16 protein-coding genes are annotated in these 16,079 nt (G+C 69.3%); 6 read left to right on the top strand and 10 right to left on the bottom strand.

Annotation, left to right across the window (positions count from 1 at the left end):
* Positions 1–14: 14 nt before the first annotated feature.
* From VF106_RS49115 to VF106_RS49130, 4 genes are all read right to left on the bottom strand, one after another.
* On the bottom strand, positions 15–1,460 hold the full coding sequence (locus VF106_RS49115; protein ID WP_330847032.1) for a flavin-containing monooxygenase: 1,446 nt from the start codon (positions 1,458–1,460) through the stop codon (positions 15–17).
* 115 nt (positions 1,461–1,575) lie between these two features.
* Positions 1,576–2,421: an SDR family NAD(P)-dependent oxidoreductase gene (locus VF106_RS49120; protein WP_330847033.1), complete on the bottom strand. Its 846-nt coding sequence runs from the start codon at positions 2,419–2,421 to the stop codon at positions 1,576–1,578.
* Positions 2,408–3,295, bottom strand: coding sequence for an alpha/beta fold hydrolase (locus tag VF106_RS49125; RefSeq protein WP_330847034.1), 888 nt, complete (start codon positions 3,293–3,295; stop codon positions 2,408–2,410). The genes VF106_RS49120 and VF106_RS49125 overlap by 14 nt, the downstream gene beginning before the upstream one ends.
* Positions 3,292–4,623, bottom strand: a complete 1,332-nt coding sequence (locus VF106_RS49130; protein ID WP_330847035.1) for a cytochrome P450 — start codon at positions 4,621–4,623, stop codon at positions 3,292–3,294. The genes VF106_RS49125 and VF106_RS49130 overlap by 4 nt, the downstream gene beginning before the upstream one ends.
* A 114-nt stretch (positions 4,624–4,737) precedes the next feature.
* Between VF106_RS49130 and VF106_RS49135 the strand changes: the two genes are divergently transcribed.
* The 3 genes from VF106_RS49135 (at position 4,738) to VF106_RS49145 (ending at position 7,754) form a co-directional block, all read left to right on the top strand.
* Complete coding sequence (locus tag VF106_RS49135; protein ID WP_330847167.1) at positions 4,738–5,316, top strand: TetR/AcrR family transcriptional regulator; 579 nt, start codon at positions 4,738–4,740, stop codon at positions 5,314–5,316.
* Positions 5,317–5,326: 10 nt separating this feature from the next.
* A complete protein-coding gene (locus tag VF106_RS49140; RefSeq protein ID WP_330847036.1) occupies positions 5,327–6,304 on the top strand; it encodes a LacI family DNA-binding transcriptional regulator in 978 nt (325 codons plus the stop codon).
* Between the two features lie 199 nt (positions 6,305–6,503).
* A complete protein-coding gene (locus tag VF106_RS49145) occupies positions 6,504–7,754 on the top strand; it encodes an FG-GAP repeat domain-containing protein (protein ID WP_330847037.1) in 1,251 nt (416 codons plus the stop codon).
* Between the two features lie 130 nt (positions 7,755–7,884).
* On the opposite strand, the gene VF106_RS49150 is transcribed toward VF106_RS49145, so the two are convergent.
* From VF106_RS49150 to VF106_RS49170, 5 genes are read right to left on the bottom strand one after another with little or no spacing between them, the layout of a single operon-like run.
* On the bottom strand, positions 7,885–9,339 hold the full coding sequence (locus VF106_RS49150; RefSeq protein ID WP_330847038.1) for an aldehyde dehydrogenase family protein: 1,455 nt from the start codon (positions 9,337–9,339) through the stop codon (positions 7,885–7,887).
* Positions 9,336–10,391: a C45 family autoproteolytic acyltransferase/hydrolase gene (locus VF106_RS49155; RefSeq protein WP_330847039.1), complete on the bottom strand. Its 1,056-nt coding sequence runs from the start codon at positions 10,389–10,391 to the stop codon at positions 9,336–9,338. Before VF106_RS49155 ends, VF106_RS49150 begins: the two co-directional genes overlap by 4 nt.
* A complete protein-coding gene (locus VF106_RS49160; protein ID WP_330847040.1) occupies positions 10,388–11,362 on the bottom strand; it encodes a P1 family peptidase in 975 nt (324 codons plus the stop codon). The genes VF106_RS49155 and VF106_RS49160 overlap by 4 nt, the downstream gene beginning before the upstream one ends.
* A complete protein-coding gene (locus tag VF106_RS49165; RefSeq protein WP_330847041.1) occupies positions 11,359–12,051 on the bottom strand; it encodes an ABC transporter ATP-binding protein in 693 nt (230 codons plus the stop codon). The genes VF106_RS49160 and VF106_RS49165 overlap by 4 nt, the downstream gene beginning before the upstream one ends.
* Positions 12,048–12,539: an oligopeptide/dipeptide ABC transporter ATP-binding protein gene (locus VF106_RS49170; RefSeq protein WP_330847042.1), complete on the bottom strand. Its 492-nt coding sequence runs from the start codon at positions 12,537–12,539 to the stop codon at positions 12,048–12,050. Before VF106_RS49170 ends, VF106_RS49165 begins: the two co-directional genes overlap by 4 nt.
* Positions 12,540–12,564: 25 nt before the next feature.
* Between VF106_RS49170 and VF106_RS49175 the strand changes: the two genes are divergently transcribed.
* Positions 12,565–12,690 (top strand): hypothetical protein, encoded by a 126-nt coding sequence (locus VF106_RS49175; protein ID WP_330847043.1) that lies wholly within the window; start codon positions 12,565–12,567, stop codon positions 12,688–12,690.
* A 57-nt stretch (positions 12,691–12,747) separates the two neighbouring features.
* Here VF106_RS49175 and VF106_RS49180 read toward each other — a convergent pair whose 3' ends face one another.
* The gene (locus tag VF106_RS49180) at positions 12,748–14,127 is read right to left on the bottom strand and encodes a S41 family peptidase (protein ID WP_330847044.1); all 1,380 of its coding nucleotides are present in this window, start codon (positions 14,125–14,127) and stop codon (positions 12,748–12,750) included.
* Positions 14,128–14,247: 120 nt separating this feature from the next.
* Here VF106_RS49180 and VF106_RS49185 point away from each other — a divergent pair, with 120 nt between their 5' ends.
* Together VF106_RS49185 and VF106_RS49190 are read left to right on the top strand one after the other, a co-directional pair.
* Positions 14,248–14,901 (top strand): response regulator transcription factor, encoded by a 654-nt coding sequence (locus tag VF106_RS49185; protein WP_330847045.1) that lies wholly within the window; start codon positions 14,248–14,250, stop codon positions 14,899–14,901.
* Complete coding sequence (locus VF106_RS49190; RefSeq protein WP_330847046.1) at positions 14,901–16,019, top strand: sensor histidine kinase; 1,119 nt, start codon at positions 14,901–14,903, stop codon at positions 16,017–16,019. Before VF106_RS49185 ends, VF106_RS49190 begins: the two co-directional genes overlap by 1 nt.
* Positions 16,020–16,079: the final 60 nt, after the last annotated feature.

The following is a 16,079-nucleotide window of genomic DNA, read 5'->3' on the forward strand; positions in this document are numbered from 1 at the left end:
GACCGTATGTTTAGTTACCGGGAGAACTTCATGGCGCCGTCCTCGAGGGGGCGGTGGCGCAGCGCTACCACGTCGTGGGGGTAGCTCATGCCCAGCTGCCATGGCTTGCGCGAGCCCGCCTTCGGGAACTCGTCGATCGACCGCAGCACGTAGCCGGCCTGGAAGTCCAGCAGCGGGCGCTCGGTGATCGTCGGGTCCTCGTTGGTCGGGACGAACCGGTCGTAGCCGCCCGCGTCCATGTGTCGCAGCAAGCGCGTCGTGTACTCGGCCACCAGGTCGGCCTTGAGTGTCCACGACGCGTTCGTGTAGCCGATGGTGAACACGAAGTTCGGCACGTCGCTCAGCATCATGCCCTTGTACGCCATGGTTTTCGGCAGCTCGACCGCCCGGCCGTCCACCGACAGCTCGATCCCGCCGAACACCAGCAGGCGCAGACCCGTTGCCGTCACGACGATGTCGGCATCCAGCGAGTCGCCCGACTCCAGCCGCACGCCTGTCTCGGTGAACTCCTTGATTCGGTCGGTCACGACCGAGGCCTTGCCGTGACGGATGGCCGTGAACAGGTCGCCGTCCGGGATCAGGCACAGTCGCTGGTCCCACGGCTGGTAGGTCGGCTTGAAGTGAGTGTCCACATCGTAGCCTGGCGGGAGCTGCTTGATGATCGCCTTGCGGATCAACGACTTCACGAGCCGTGGGCGGCGCCGGCTCAGCTGGTAGATCAGCGTGGCGGCCAGGACGTTCTTCCACCGCGCCAGGAAGTACGCGCGCTTCGCGCCCAGGAAGCGCCGCAGCGTGTTCGCGATCGCGTCCTCCGCGGGCAGCGACATGATGTACGACGGCGAGCGTTGCAGCATCGTCACATGCGCGGCCCGGTCGGTCATCGCCGGCACCAGGGTCACGGCCGTGGCGCCGCTGCCGATCACGACCACGTTCTTGCCCGTGTAGTCGAGATCCTCCGGCCAGTGCTGCGGATGCACGAGCGTGCCGCCGAAGCGCTCGATACCCGCGAACTGCGGCAGGTGCCCGGCGTCGTAGTGGTAGTAGCCGCTGCACAGGTACAGCAGGGACGCCGTCAGCTCCACCGTTTGACCGTTGTGGACCGCTGAGACCGTCCACCGTGAGTCTTCTGTGGACCAGCTGGCGCGTACGACCCGGTGACCGAAACGAATATGGCGGTCGATACCGGCTTCCCGCGCGGTGTCCCGGACGTACTGGAGGATCGACGGCCCGTCCGCGATGGCCTTCGCCTTGGTCCACGGGCGGAACCGGTAGCCAAGCGTGTGCATGTCGGAGTCGGACCGCACACCCGGGTACCGGAACAGGTCCCAGGTGCCGCCGATGGTCTCGCGTGCCTCGAGGATCGCGTACGTCCGGTTCGGGAACGCTGCCTGGAGCTGATAAGCCGCACCGATGCCGGACAGCCCGGCACCGACGATCAACACGTCAACATGCTGCGTCATGCCGTCTCCTCACCCGCTCCGTGGCGCCGGAACGCTCCGCAAGCTCCGCTCCACCGGCGCCCTCCGCGGGCTCCGAGCCGGCCTGAACATCGATGGTTCGCTCCGCACGCTCCGCTCACGCCATCTCCTTCTGCTCGGGGCGCAGGAGCTTCTGCACACGGGAGAGCACGTCGAAGTAGTGCGTCGGCGTGAGGCGGGCCAGCGCGTCGAACACGTACGCGTCCGGACCGACCAGGATCCGCGCCTTCCCGGCCTCAAGACCTTTGTGGATGATCGAGGCCGCCTTGTCCGGCGAGGTCATCGTGATCGCCTCGAACTCCGCGGCCAGCTGTTCCCTGCTCCGGCCGCGCCCCTCCGGGTCCTTGCGCATCCGCATGTTGCGGGCGATGTTCGTGGTGATGCCACCCGGGTGGACGGTCACCGCACGTACTCCGGTGCCCCGCAGCTCCTGCCGCAAGGAGTCGGTGAAGCCGCGGACGGCGAACTTCGCCGAGCAGTAGGCACTCTGGTACGGCATGCCCACGAGACCGAACACACTGGACGTGTTCACGATGGCGCCGTCGTCCTGCGCGACGAGGATCGGCAGGAACGCCCGCGTCCCGTTCACGACGCCGTGGAAGTTGATGTCCCACAACCAGTCGTCGTCCTCGGGCGTCGCGTCGAGGACGGTGGACGTGACCGCGACCCCGGCATTGTTGAACACGGCGGCGAGCGGCGCCGGCAGCCAGTCCCGCACCTCGTCGGCGAACCGTTGCACGTCCGTCGCGTCGCGGACGTCGAGGGCCCTGGTCAGCACCCGCCCGGACAGGGAGGCCGCGGTCTCCTTCAGACCGGACTCGTCGATGTCGGCGATGGCGACCGGCGAACCGAGCCGGGACAACCGCTGCGCCAACGCACGGCCGATCCCCGAGGCGGCGCCGGTGATCATCACCGGTCGGCCGGTGATGCTAGATCGTGGCATCCTCGCTCCTTTGCCGTGCGTGGTCGTCGATCAGGTCGAGCAGGCGCGGCCACGCGCCCTTCGGTAGATCGTGGCCCATGCCGGGGATGGTCTCCAAACGAGCGCCGCCGATCGCGCGTGCCGTGGCGGCGCCGCCGGTCGGGTGCACCATGCGGTCGCGGTCGCCGTGGATCACCAGCGTCGGCGCGGTGATCGCACGCAGCCGCGACGTCCGGTCGCCGGAACGGAAGATCGCCGCCAGCTGGCGGCCCACGCCGGCCGGCGACGGGTCCCGGTCCCAGCCGGACCCGGCCAGCTCGCGGACCGCCGCCTCGTCGAACGGGAAGCCGTGCGAGCCGATGTGCCGGAAGATCCGCACGGCTCGGTCCTCGGCCTCCGCGCGGGTCCGCGCCGGCTTGCCGCCCATCAGCAGCCATGTCGACAGCGCCGGCCGGCCGGCCTTGCGCGCGCCGGTGTTCGACATGATCGACGTGAGCGTGCGGACCCGCTCGGGACGCAGTGCCGCCACGGTCTGCGCGATCATGCCGCCCATCGACACGCCGGCAATGTGGGTGTCCGCCAGGTCGAGCGCGTCGAGGAGCCCGATGGTGTCGGTCGCCATGTCGGTCAGGTCGTACTGTTCCGCCGGCCACTGTCGCAAAAGGATCGCACCGGGGCGGGGCGGCCGGAACCTCATGTGGGTCGAGCGGCCCGCGTCGCGGTTGTCGAAACGGATCACCCGGTACCCGCGCGCGGCGAGCTCCTCGCAGAACGCCGTCGGCCAGCTGTGCAGCTGCTGCCCGAGCCCCGCGACGAGCACGAGCGGCTCACCCGTACCGATCTCCTCGTACGCGAGGGAGATCCCCCGTCCGACGTCGGCGATTCGTTCGGTCACGAGTGTGCTCCCCTCGAGGTGGTGGTGGCGGTCGGTGCGGCACCCGTGGTGCGGCGGTGGACGACCGCCAGGCCACCGTCGCGTGGCGCGCTGGCCACGCCGCGCGAGTGCCAGCGCTCGTCGGGCTCGCTCGTCGGCGCCAGCGTGAAGTCCCGCAGCATCGTGCGAAGAACGACGTTCATCTCCATGACGGCGAACGCGGCGCCGATGCAGCGACGGGTGCCGCCACCGAACGGGATCCACTGGTACAGGTCCGGCCTGGTGCCGGTGAACCGCGACGGGTCGAACGCCCTGGGGTTGGGGAACACGGCGGGGTCGTCGTGGATCAGGTCGATGCTGACCAGCACGTTCATCCCCTTCGGCACCGTCCACCGGCCGAGCTGGAAGCCGTCGGTCCTGATGTTGCGGCCCACGAGGTCGATGACCGGGCGGACTCGCTGCACCTCGGTGATCACCGCCTCCCGCAGCTCCTTGCCGCCGGCGTCCACCTCGTCGACGAGGGCGTCGAGCACGTCCGGGTGCCGGCGCAGCCGCTCGACCGCCCAGGCGAGCGTCGTCGCCGTCGTCTCGTGCCCGGCGGCCAGCAGCGTGAGCAGTTGGTCGGCGACCTCACTCCGGGTCATCGCCGAGCCGTCCTCGTAGCGGCTCTGCAGCATCATGGCGAGCACGTCGTTGCGATCGTCGAGGTCGGTCGCCTTGTCGATCAACCGGTTGATGACCGCGTCGTACTCGCGGCGCAGGGCCCGGAAGCGGCCCCACGGGGTCCACGAACCGTAGTCCCGCTTCGGGATCGGCAGCAGGGCGAGCTTCGAGCCGAGCGCGACCAGCTTCGGCAGCAGGTCCCTTAGGTCGGCGAACTCCGCGCCCTCCGCGCCGAACACCGCGCGCAGGATCGCGTTGAGGGTGATCCGCATGGTCGACGGCATCACCGGGAACGGTCGCCCCTGCGGCCATCCCGCCAGCTCGTTGACGGTCTCTTCCTCGACGATCTGCTCGAACGCGGCGAGGCGGCGGCCGTGGAAGGGCGGCACCAGCAGCTTGCGCTGGGCGCGGTGCGCCTCGCCCTGTAACGCGAACAGCGAGCCGGGGCCCAGGATGCGGCCGAGGTTGGGCTCGACGTTCTCCGCGATGTCCGGACTGGTCTGGAACAGCTGCCTGATCTCGGCCGGGTCGCTGATGACCAGCGCGCGCCCGAAGATCGGCGTCTTGACCACGAACGCGTCGCCGTACCGCTTCCGGGTCTCCCGCATGCCCCTGTGCGGTCTGGTCATCGCGTAGAGCACCTGCACGAGTACTGGTGTGGACGGACCGGGCGGAAGCGTCGTCATCTGCGCAACACCTTCCTCGGAGTTGGTACGCGGCCGTACCATCGCACGGTACGCCGCTGTACCATCGATCACAAGCGGCCGGGCGATCGTGGGAGGACTAGCGTGACCACGGTGATGACGCGGGACCCGTACCGGCAACGACTGCTGGACGGCCTCGCGGAGTCCATTGTGGAGATCGGCTACCTTGACACGACGGTGGCCGACATCGTCCGCCGAGCCCGCACGTCGCGCCGCACGTTCTACGAGCACTTCGCCGGCAAGGAGGAGTGCTTCGTCGCGTTGCTGACCGAGGCCAACACGGCGATGATCTCCGAGATCGCGGCGTCCGTGGACCCGACCGCGCCATGGCGGGTACAGGTGCGGCAGGCGGTCGAGGCGTGGATCGGGTGCGCGGAGTCGCAGCCTGGGATCGTCGTGAGCTGGATCCGGGACGTGCCGGCGCTCGGCGTGTCCGGCCGGACACTCACACGAGACCTGATGGCCGCGTTCACCGACATGGTCCAGACCTTGGTCATGACGGAGCGGTGGCGGGCGATCCGGCCCGACGGCGTGCCGAGGCAGCTGGCGATCGTCCTACTCGGCGGGTTGCGTGAGCTGATCGCCACGACGGTGGAGGAGGGCGGACACCCCGCCGACATCACCGAAGTGGCCGTGAGTGCGTCAATCGCGCTGTTGGCGCCGCCGGGGAACTAGAGTTGCGCGTGTGAGCAAGGACGAGCCGGTCACGCTGATCGCGCTGGCGCGGGCGGCCGGGGTGTCGAAGACGACCGCGTCGGACGCGTTGCGCAACTCCGGGCGCGTTTCGGAGCAGACCCGCCAGCACGTGGTCTCGGTCGCCACCCGGCTCGGGTACTCCCCCAACCCGTCCGCGCGGTCACTGCGCCGGGGCAGCACCGGGGCGATCGGGCTGCACCTGCCGGAGATCCTCACCCGGTCGGAGTACTACATGTCGTTCGTCTTCGGCGTGGTCGACTTCGCGGCACGGCAGGACTACGACGTCACGCTGATCACCTCGCGGCGTGGCACGTTCCCCCGGGTGGACGGCATCGTGCTCGGCGACCCGCTGGAGGCCGACTCGGTGGCGAGCCGCCTCATGACGTCGTCGGTGCCGGTGGTGACGTGCGAACGGTTCACCGGCGACTCCGAGCCGGCCGGCATAGTCCGGTCCGACCATGCCGCGACGCTGGCTTCGCTGCTGGATCACCTGCGTGCCGCGGGTGCCCGCCGCATCGCACTGCTCGCGTCCAGTGTGGTCACTGACTGGGGCGCAACACTGCAGCACGCCTACCGGTCGTGGTGCGCTTCTCATGGTGTGCCGGTTTTGTTGCGTGACCTGCCGTTCGGCTCTCCTGCCATCGCCGTACAGGATACCGTCCGCGCCTTGCTGGCGGCGGACATCGACGCACTGGTCTGCGCCCCGGACGGCTCGGCGATGGCGGCCCTTCCGGTCCTACGCGCGGCCGGCCGGGTGATCGGGAAGGACCTGCTACTGGCGTCCTGTGTAGACAGCACACCGCTCGGACACGCTGACCCACCGATCACGGCCATCGACCTGCGCCCTCGCGAGGCCGGCGCCGAGTGCGCGAAGCTGCTGTTCGAAATCCTGAACGGCGAGACTCCCCACGGCGCGGTGCGAGAACAACCCATCGACCTGATCCCCCGAGCCTCCACCGTCTCGTGAAGGCGTCGCCCGTTCAGGTCCACATCTCGACTGAATGTGATAAGCGCTCTTCTTCATCACCCCATCAGGGCTGATTTCGAGGCTCGATAGTGATTTGACTGGCACCCGGCGCGCCTTGATGTCACTATGCCGATTTGGCTGAATCAGGCATTGATCGGCTTCTGGAATATATTCCTGACCGAGCATATGGAGGGGACTGATGAATTCCACGTGGTTGAGAGCTGGACTGGCCATCTCGGCGACACTCGCCGTCTCCATCGCGGGGCCGACGACTGCGCAAGCTCAGGCTCCGGCAGCTTTTCAGTTCGCCCTGGCCAATTTTGGGGTTAATCAGGGCTGGCAGGTAAACGCACATCCACGATTCCTGGCGGACATCACTGGCGATGGCCGGGCCGATGTCGTTGGTATGGGTAACGCCGGCGTCTACACCGCGGTCGCATTGGGGAATGGCGGCTTCGGACCCGCACAGTTCGTGTTGTCGGGCTTCGGCGTCAACCAGGGTTGGCAGGTGAGCGCGCATCCGCGATTCCTGGCGGACATCACCGGTGATGGCCGGGCCGATGTCGTTGGCATGGGCAACGCCGGCGTCTGGACCGCGATCGCATTGGGGAATGGCGGCTTCGGACCCGCACAGTTCGTGTTGTCCGGTTTTGGCGTTAATCAGGGCTGGCAAGTGAACGCACATCCACGATTCCTCGCCGACATCACCGGCGACCGCAGGGCCGATATTGTCGGTATGGGCAACGCCGGGGTATGGACAGCAGTCGCCCTGGGCAATGGCGGCTTCGGACCCGCACAGTTCGTGTTGTCGGGCTTCGGCGTCAACCAGAGCTGGCAGGTGAGTGCGCATCCACGGTTCCTCGCGGACATCACCGGCGACGGCCGGGCCGACATTGTCGGCATGGGCAACGCCGGCGTCTGGACCGCGATCGCCCTGGGCAATGGCGGCTTCGGCCCGGCCCAGTTTGTGTTGTCCGGCTTCGGCGTCAATCAGGGCTGGCAGGTAACTGCGCATCCACGATTCCTCGCCGACATCACCGGCGACCGCAGGGCCGATATTGTCGGTATGGGCAACGCCGGGGTATGGACAGCAGTCGCCCTGGGCAATGGCGGCTTCGCGCCCGCACAGTTCGTGTTGTCCGGCTTCGGCGTCAACCATGGCTGGCAAGTGAACGCACATCCACGATTCCTCGCCGACATCACCGGCGACCGCAGGGCCGACATTGTCGGCATGGGCAACGCCGGCGTCTATACCGCAGTCGCACTGGGCAATGGCGGCTTCGGCCCGGCCCAGTTCGTCCTGTCCAATTTCGGAGTCAACCAAGGCTGGCAAGTGAACGCACATCCACGATTCCTCGCCGACATCACCGGCGACCGCCGAGACGACATCGTCGGCATGGGCAACGCAGGCGTCTACACCGCCACAGCCCAAGGCAACGGCCACTTCTGACGAGCGTCAGCCGCGAGTCGCGCTTTCGGCCCCTGCGAGTTGCGCTTTCGGGAACACCGGGGCGTACGAAAACGCAACTCGGGGGTGCTGAACGCGAGACTCGCCGGGGCTGAACGCGCGACTCGCGGTGTTACCGGCGGGGCAGGTGCCACGGGTTGGACTCTTGTAGCGCTGGTGGTAGCGCTGCCTCTGGGACGTTTTGGTAGGCGACTGGGCGGGTGAAGCGGGTCAGGGCGGCCGCGCCTACCGATGTGGTGGCCGGGTTCGTTGTTGATGGCCATGGGCCGCCGTGGTGTTGGGCGCCCGAGACGGCGACGCCGGTTGGCCAGTCGTTGACGGTGACGCGGCCCGCCAGTTTGCTCAGGCGGTCGACCAGCCAGGGCACGTCCGGGTCCGCGTCGCCGGCCATCACGGCCGCGGCCAGTGTGCCCTGCAGTTCGTCCAGTGCCGCCTCCAGTTCGGCGCGGTCGCGGTACTCCGTCACGATCGCCACCGGGCCGAAGCACTCCTCCAGCAGGCGCGAGCCGCTCGTCAGTTTCTCGATCGGCACCGTCAGCACCGTCGCCGGGGCCGTCCAGCCGGACTCCGGTGCCGGGACCTGGCCGGCGATCGTGCCGCCGGCCGCCACCAGTTCGCCGACGCCCTCGACGGCCGCGTCCGCGATCTGCGAGGTCAGCAGCCACGCGCTCGGCGCCAACCCGCGCAACGCCTCCGTCACCTGGGTCGCCATGTCGCTGCCAGCGGGGGCGAACAGCAGGCCCGGCTTCGTGCAGTACTGGCCGGTGCCGCGGGTGAACGACTCCACGAACCCCGTCGCTAACGACGAGGACACGCCCGCCGGGGTCACCACGACCGGGTTGACCGTGCCCATCTCGGCGAACACCGGGATCACCACGTCCCGCTCGTTCGCCATGCGCCACAAGGCAAGGCCGCCGCGCTGCGAGCCGGTGAACGCCACCGCCGCCGTGTTCGGTGAACGGACCAGTCGGGAACCCGCGTCGAAACCGCTGACCAGGGCGAACAAACCGGCCGGCGCGTCGTCCGAAGCCAGCGCGGCCAACGCCAGTTCGCCCAGCCGGGCACTCAGCGCCGGGTGGGCTGGGTGGGCCTTGGCGACCACCGGACAACCGGCGGCCAGTGCGGAACCCGTGTCCGTACCGAGAACGCTGAACAGGAACGGGAAGTTGCTCGCGCCGAACACCGCGACCGGGCCGAGCGGCACACGCATGCGGGCCAGCCGCGGTGGGCCGGCGTCGACCGTGACGTCCACATAGGAGCCCTCGACGGCGACATCCGCGTAGTAGCGCAGCTGGATGGGCGCGCGGCCGACCTCCATGCGGAGCCGTTCCTCACCGAGGCCGGTCTCCCGGTCGGCGAGCGCGACCAGCTCGTCCACCGTCTCCGGCACTTCCAACGCGGCGGCGATCGCATACAGCCACGACTTCCGCGTGGCGGGTGGGGTCGCCGCGGCCACCGGGGCCACCGCGGCGGCCGCCGCGAGTACCGCGTCCACTTCGGACAGCGTGCTGGTCGGGATCTCCTCGACGACCCTGCCGGTCCGCGCGTCGTAGCTGACATCGGTCATGAGATCTCCTTCGCGGACAGGGACTGCCACGTATCCGGGGTCACCTGGCACGGACCGCCCTCGTGGACGTCGACGCGGCACTCGACGACGTCCAGGCTGATCGTCGCCAGGCTTTCCCAGCGGGTGTACGGCGGCAGCGACGGGTCGGCGTGCGCGCACAGCGGTGTGTCGTCGTGGGACAGCAGGGCGGCGGCGCGCTCGTCCCGGTCCGCCGATCGCAGCGCGTCGGTTCGGGTGCTCAGGAGCGCGAGCCGGTCGTGCGTCGTGGACTCCGACGGCACCGTACGCTCCCCCGGCGACAGCGCTGGATCCAGGAAGTGGTTGGTGTGCAACAGGGTGGCACCGGACAGCTCGGCCACCCCCGCCGGGCTCAGTTCCAGGCCGCGGGCCTCGTCCCGGGTCACGACCGTGATCACCGACGGCGCCGACAGCCTGGCCGAACGCGCGATGGCCACTGCCTCGTCCACAGTAGACGATTCGTCGAGGATGCGGCGTGCCACCACGTGGACCGGGACGCCGATGTCCGCGTGGTCGCTGCCATGCCGCAGCACGTTGAAGTGGATCCCGAGGCCTGCGGAGTTCACGCCGATCTTGCCGGCGATGCCGAACTCGGTGAAGACGCACACCCCGAACTCCGGGCGTACCTGGATGGCTCGCATCAGCATCACGTGCCGCAGGGTGTCGTGCCAGTCCCACGTCTGCACGGTACGGGGCGCGATCCCGTCCAGCACAACGGACGTCGAGCACTCGCCCTCACCGGTGGCGGCCGCGGCGGCGAGGATCTCGGTGCGGCCGTTGAGCACGCCGAGCTGCCAGGGTTCGAGTCCCGCGCCGACGGCGACCCCCTCGATCTCCGCGGCGATGTCCGGCGCCCACGACCAGGTCTCGACGAGTGCCCGCTCCCCCAGCTCACGTACGCGCGACAGCCCGTGTGCCGCGAACAGGTCCATATAGGACTCGAAGGTGCGTTCGAGTTCCGGCCGCCACGTGGCCCCGAGCGCCAGCCCACGCTCGGCCGGCAAGACCTCGCGGGAGACGTGCAGCGGGATCATCGCACGCTCGACAGCACGGCGTCCCAGGCGACCTCGGAGGCCAGCGCACCGAGTCCGGCAGACGTGCCGGTCAGCTCGACCTCGTCCGTGGTCAGCGCGAACAGGGTGTCACCGTCCAGTTCGGTGTGGAACGGCTGGATGGCGCGGTGCATGGAACTGTGGACCTGGGTGGCGAGCTGGTTCAGCGCGAAGTCGGTGAGCTTGACGTTCGTGACCAGAACGGTGAGCGTGGTGTTGCCGGCGACCGTGCGGGCCTGCACCGGTGCGGCGTAGTCGAGTGCCGGCATCCGGCGCTCGCCGGTGTCGCTGTGGTAGTTGCCGCGCACGACCGTGCCGTCGCGGTCGACGACCACACCGACCGCGTTCACCACGGTGACGACGAGCACCTTCGCGTCGCCGAATGTGCCGAACGTGGCACCCTGGCCGGCGAACTCGGCCCGATCGTAGTCGATCTTCCCGACGGACGTGGCGCGGCCCGCGCCGCACCGTCCAATCGAGACCTTGCCCTCGACGGAGTTCTCCAACGCGGCGAGGCCAAGTGCGGCGTCCGGCGCGATCGCCGTCTCCCGGGTGGAGAAGTCGTAGACCACGGCACCGGACACGTGCGCGAGCGCCGCCCAGTGCGTGCGGTTCTCCGCGCGGTGCAACAGTTCCGTACTCACCCCGGCCGCCGCCTCCAGCCCGTACACGGACCCGCCGGCGAGCACGACCGCGTGGTGGAACTGGTACCCGCCGGACAACCCGACCGCGCCGCCGCGTGCGTCGACCGCGGTGCGCGCGCCCTTGGGCAGGTAGATCACCGTGCACCCGGTCGGTCCCTCGCCGTACTCGGCGGTCCCGACGTACACCCCGGGCAGGTCGAACTCGACCACGTCGCTACCGGGGCTGGCCTGTGGGACCAGCGGCAGGTCGTGGTTGCTGAGCGCCGCCGGCGCGAACGTGGACCTCTTGGCCAGCCTCGGACCTGTCACGAAATGTCTCCTACCGTCTCGACGATCTCGCCGTGCTCCATCATGACCGTACGATCGGCCACGTACCGCACGGCGGCGAGGTCATGGCTGATGAACAGCGCAGCGAACGCGAACTCGTCCCGCAGGTCCGTGACGAGGTTGAGGATCTGTGCCTGCACCGAGACGTCGAGCGCGCTGACCGCCTCGTCGAACACGATGAACGGCGGCCGGGTGATCAGCGCCCGTGCGATCGACACCCGCTGCCGCTGCCCGCCGGACAGCTCGTGCGGGTACCGCTGCGCGAACGACGCCTCCAGCCCCACCTGGTCGAGACTTTCCTCGGCGCGACGGGCGAGTTCGGCCTTGGTCGTGCCGCCGAGCATCGCCAGCGGCTCCGCGACACACTGGCCGACCCGCATCCGTGGATTGAGTGACCACTGTGGATGCTGGAGCACGGCCTGCATCCGTCCGGCGAGTTGCCTGCGGCGCCGGGGAAACGGCTTCCCGTCAAAGAGGACTGTGCCGGTGGTCGGACGTCGCAGGCCGAGCGCGACTATGCTGGTGGTGGTCTTGCCGGAGCCGGATTCTCCTACCAGGCCAAGGATCTCTCCCTCGGCGAGCTGGAGTGAGCAGTTCCGCATCGCGTGCACGATGCGCCGGTGCCACGGCGGCCCCGACGTGACCGTGACGTCGTCGAGTTCGAGGATCATCGGCTCGCTCCCACCGGTGCGCGAAGGCACAGCACGTCCCGACCGCTGAGGCGGACGACCTGCGGTCGGGACGTGCCGCACCGCTCGAGGGCGTCGGAGCAGCGCGGCGCGAACGCGCACCCCTGTGCCGGTCCAGTGAGGACTGGTGGTTGGCCGGGGATCGGTTCGAGCCGTTCCCCTTCGGTCGCGACGGCGGGCACCGCGCGGACGAGCGCGGCGGTGTACGGGTGTTCGGGCGTGTGCAGCACGTCGGTGGCGGCACCCGACTCAACCACGCGGCCGCCGTACATCACCGCGACCCGTGAGCACCGCTTGGCCACCGCGGGCAGATCATGGCTCAACCACAGGATCGTGGTCCCCGACTCACCGGCCAGCGAGAAGATCACGTCCAGCACGTCCTCGCGGATCTGGGCATCCAGCGCCGCGGTGGGCTCGTCGGCGACCAGTGGCGCCGACCGCGCGCCGGCACCGGAACTCACCACGCGCATCGCGAAACGCTGCCACCAGGAGGGCGTGCTTGTGTTGACAGCCGGCACCTACGGAAACGTGCTGCGCCTCCTACCCCCACTGTCCATTCAGGACGATCTACTGCGGGAGGGCCTCGCGATACTGGCCGATGCAGTGACCGCCGAAGTGTGATCGTGCCAGACGTGAGATGTTGCGCCATCATGTCACGTCGAGCACGATCACAACCACTCAGAAGAGCGACACTGCCTTGTCCAGGCCGGGGTCGCGGCCGGCGGCAAGGTCCGCCGCCGTCATCGGGGCGTGGTGGTCCGGTGCCACGCCGACCGTGTTCACGACCTCCTTGTTCGCGCCGATCTCGTGGTGCTTTGGCAGCACGAGAACAGTTCCGTTGTCCAGCAGGTACGGGGCTCCCGGGCCGGAGACGGCGCCGGCAGTGCGCGTGCCGACGAGCTTGCCCAGCTTCAGGTCCTTCACCGAGCTGGTGAAGGAGTCGCACGCCGAGGCGCAGCGGCGGTCGGTGAGTGCGACGAACGGCAGGTTCCACAGCTCGACCGAGTCGTCGGTGCGGTTGGGGGTGCAGCGGTCCCGGACGTCGCACCAGTAGCTGGTGGTCTTGCCGTGCGCGAGGGCGCCGAGCAACTTGGCAACCGCGGCCGGGCTGCCGCCGCCGTTGCCGCGCAGGTCCAGGATCACGCCCCGCAGCCCGGTTTGCGCACGCAGCGCGGCGACGGCGGCGAGCACCTGGTCGGCCGTCGCCGGGGTGAAGCCCGGCAGGGTCACGTACGCGATGTTCCCGTCCACCAGCCTGGACTCGACCGCCGGCCGGGGCGCCTGGAACCGCGCGGCGGTCACGGACGCGGTGAACGTCTCGCCGGTGGTGGGCCGGCGCATGGTCAGTTCCACCACCGAACCGAGTGGGGCGTCCATGAGCCAGGACAGCGCGCCCTTGGTGAACACCCCGTTGATGAACAGCGGCACGCCGTTGATCGCCAGGAGCTCGTCCCCCAACGCCACACCGGCCACCGCCGCCGGGCCGTCCACGGCGATCCGGTCGACGTAGACCGGTTGTGTGGCCACGGGATCGATGTCGCCCGGGCCGACGATCGCGGACAGCGTCAGTCCGACCAGGTTCTGGCTGGACTTGTTCTGCCACCGGGCGTGGTTGTCGTCCAGTTCGTCCACCATGGCCTGGATGGCGGCCGCGGCGATCGCCCCACGTGCCTCGTCGTTCGGGAGTGCGTTCGCGATCCGCTGGTAGACCTTGCTGAACGCGCGCCAGTCGGGGTCCTTGCGGCCGGTCAGTGCCGGCAGCGTCGCGTCCGGCTGGTCCAGGCCGCGGCGTTGCAGCTCCTGGGTGAGCGCGGCGAACGCCGGCACCAGCAGGTCACGGCTGTCCAGCACGGGGCCGCTGAAGTAGTTGTCGAAGATGCAGTAGTAGGCCTGGCCGACGGTCGTGAGCGTGGCCGGCGTCTGCTGCGGCGGTTCCGGCGAGTTGGGTTCCGCGCAGGCCGGGGGCCGCTCGTAGTTGGCGGTGGCGGTGCCGGCGCTGACCAGTGTGGCCGCGACGGCGAACACCGCGGCGGCCAGCGGCAGCCATCTGTGTTTCACGAGATCTCCCCTGTGTCGAAGGATTCGAGCAAGGGCGATTTCTACGCAGGTGATGGTTTCGGGACGGTTTCGAACCCGACGAGACCACTCCGAAACCTCCGGCCGGCAATACTGACGACCGTGCGAGTGCTGGTGGTGGAGGACGACGAGGAGATGGCGCACACGGTGGCGCTCGGGCTGCGGCGGGCGCACATGGCCGTCGACGTCGCGTTGGACGGGGACAGCGGGCTGGAACGCGCGCTGTGCAACGACTATGACGTGATCGTGCTGGACCGCGACCTGCCCGGCAGGCACGGTGACGACGTGTGTGCCGAGCTGATCGCGACCGGCTGTCGCAGCCGGATCCTGATGCTGACGGCGGCGGCCACCACGGAGGACCTAATCGACGGGCTCGGTCTTGGCGCCGACGACTACCTGCCCAAGCCGTTCGACTTCCGGGCGCTGGTGGCGCGGATACACGCGCTGGCGCGGCGTGCCCACCCGGCCGCGCCACCGGTGCTGCGGCACGGTGACCTCGTGGTCGACACCGCGCGGCGCCATGCCACGCGTGGGGATCGGATGCTGGAGCTGGCACCGAAGGAGTTCGGTGTCCTCGAGCTTCTGCTGGCCGCCGCGGGCCGGGCGGTGTCGGCGGAGGAGCTGCTGGAACGCGTGTGGGACGAGGCGACCGACCCGTTCACCAACGCCGTGAAGATCACGGTCAGTCGGCTGCGGGCGAAGCTCGGCGACCCGCCCGTCATCGAGACCGTGGCGAAGAGCGGGTACCGGATCTGATGTTCGCCAAGACCGTCCGACTGCGACTGACCCTGATGTACGGCGGACTTTTCCTGCTCTGCGGCGCCGGTCTGCTGGCGGGCACGTACTTCCCGGTGCGCCACCAGGTGACATCGAGCAAGGTGCGGATGTTCGAGTTACCGCAACCGCCGACGCCACCGGCTCCGCTGCCGTCACCCCCTCGGCAGCCCTTCCTGGAGGCGGCGGAGCGCGCGCTGGTGGCGGATCGGGAGAACGTGCTGCACCAGCTGCTCGTCCAGTCCGTGATCGCGCTCGCGATCATGATGGTGCTCGCGCTGGCACTGGGTTCGTTCGTGGCAGGACGGATCCTGCGCCGACTCCACACGATCACCACGACGGAGCGGGACATCTCGGCCACCAACCTGCACCGCCGCCTGGCACTGCCCGGCCCAGCCGACGAGCTGAAGCAGCTCGGCGACACGTTCGACGATCTGCTGAGCCGGCTGGACGCGTCGTTCCAGGCACAGCGCCAGTTCGTGGCGAACGCCTCGCACGAACTACGCACCCCGCTCGCCCGGCAGCGGGCGATAGCCCAGGTGGCACTGGACGATCCGGATGCGACGGTGGAGTCGTTGCGCGCCGCGCACGAACGGGTCCTGGCTGCCGGCACCCAGCAGGAGCGGCTGATCGAGGCCATGCTCACCCTGACCCGCGGCCAGGCGGGCCTCGACGTCCGGCACCCGTTCGACCTGGCCGAGGTGGTCCGCGAGGTCGTCGGCAGCCGGTCCTCCCCCGTGCCGATCCGCACGTCGGTCGCCGAGTGCGTGGTGTCGGGTCACCGCGCGCTGGCCGAGCGGCTGGTGGTGAACCTGGTGGACAACGCGGTGCGGCACAACGTCGACGACGGTTGGGTCGAGGTGTCGTGCGGCGCCGGCGTGCTGACGGTGTCGAACACGGGCCCGGTCGTGCCGGCAGACGCGGTGGAGCGGCTTTTCCAACCGTTCCAACGCCTCGGGCCCGCCCGCACCGGCGAGGGCCTCGGCCTGGGGCTCTCGATCGTGCGCGCCATCGCAACCGCCCACGACGCGACGGTCGAGGCCGTCCCCCGCCAGGAAGGTGGCCTGGTCGTGACGGTCACCTTCGCCCCGCCGCCCTGACGACTAACTGTACGGTCGTCCGTATAGTTCAGAAAAACAATACGGACGACCGTACAGTTA

Origin of the sequence: Actinophytocola sp. (assembly GCF_036378875.1) — a bacterium.
Lineage (GTDB): Bacteria > Actinomycetota > Actinomycetes > Mycobacteriales > Pseudonocardiaceae > Actinophytocola.

What these genes read in the sequence shown, in the direction of transcription:
- VF106_RS49120 (WP_330847033.1), bottom strand. Translation starts at nt 2,421, where the DNA reads ATGCCACGATCTAGCATCACCGGCCGACCGGTGATGATCACCGGCGCC.
- VF106_RS49145 (WP_330847037.1), top strand. Translation starts at nt 6,504, where the DNA reads ATGAATTCCACGTGGTTGAGAGCTGGACTGGCCATCTCGGCGACACTC.
- VF106_RS49170 (WP_330847042.1), bottom strand. Translation starts at nt 12,539, where the DNA reads ATGCGCGTGGTGAGTTCCGGTGCCGGCGCGCGGTCGGCGCCACTGGTC.
- VF106_RS49150 (WP_330847038.1), bottom strand. Translation starts at nt 9,339, where the DNA reads ATGACCGATGTCAGCTACGACGCGCGGACCGGCAGGGTCGTCGAGGAG.
- VF106_RS49115 (WP_330847032.1), bottom strand. Translation starts at nt 1,460, where the DNA reads ATGACGCAGCATGTTGACGTGTTGATCGTCGGTGCCGGGCTGTCCGGC.
- VF106_RS49130 (WP_330847035.1), bottom strand. Translation starts at nt 4,623, where the DNA reads ATGACGACGCTTCCGCCCGGTCCGTCCACACCAGTACTCGTGCAGGTG.
- VF106_RS49190 (WP_330847046.1), top strand. Translation starts at nt 14,901, where the DNA reads ATGTTCGCCAAGACCGTCCGACTGCGACTGACCCTGATGTACGGCGGA.
- VF106_RS49135 (WP_330847167.1), top strand. Translation starts at nt 4,738, where the DNA reads ATGACGCGGGACCCGTACCGGCAACGACTGCTGGACGGCCTCGCGGAG.
- VF106_RS49165 (WP_330847041.1), bottom strand. Translation starts at nt 12,051, where the DNA reads ATGATCCTCGAACTCGACGACGTCACGGTCACGTCGGGGCCGCCGTGG.
- VF106_RS49155 (WP_330847039.1), bottom strand. Translation starts at nt 10,391, where the DNA reads ATGATCCCGCTGCACGTCTCCCGCGAGGTCTTGCCGGCCGAGCGTGGG.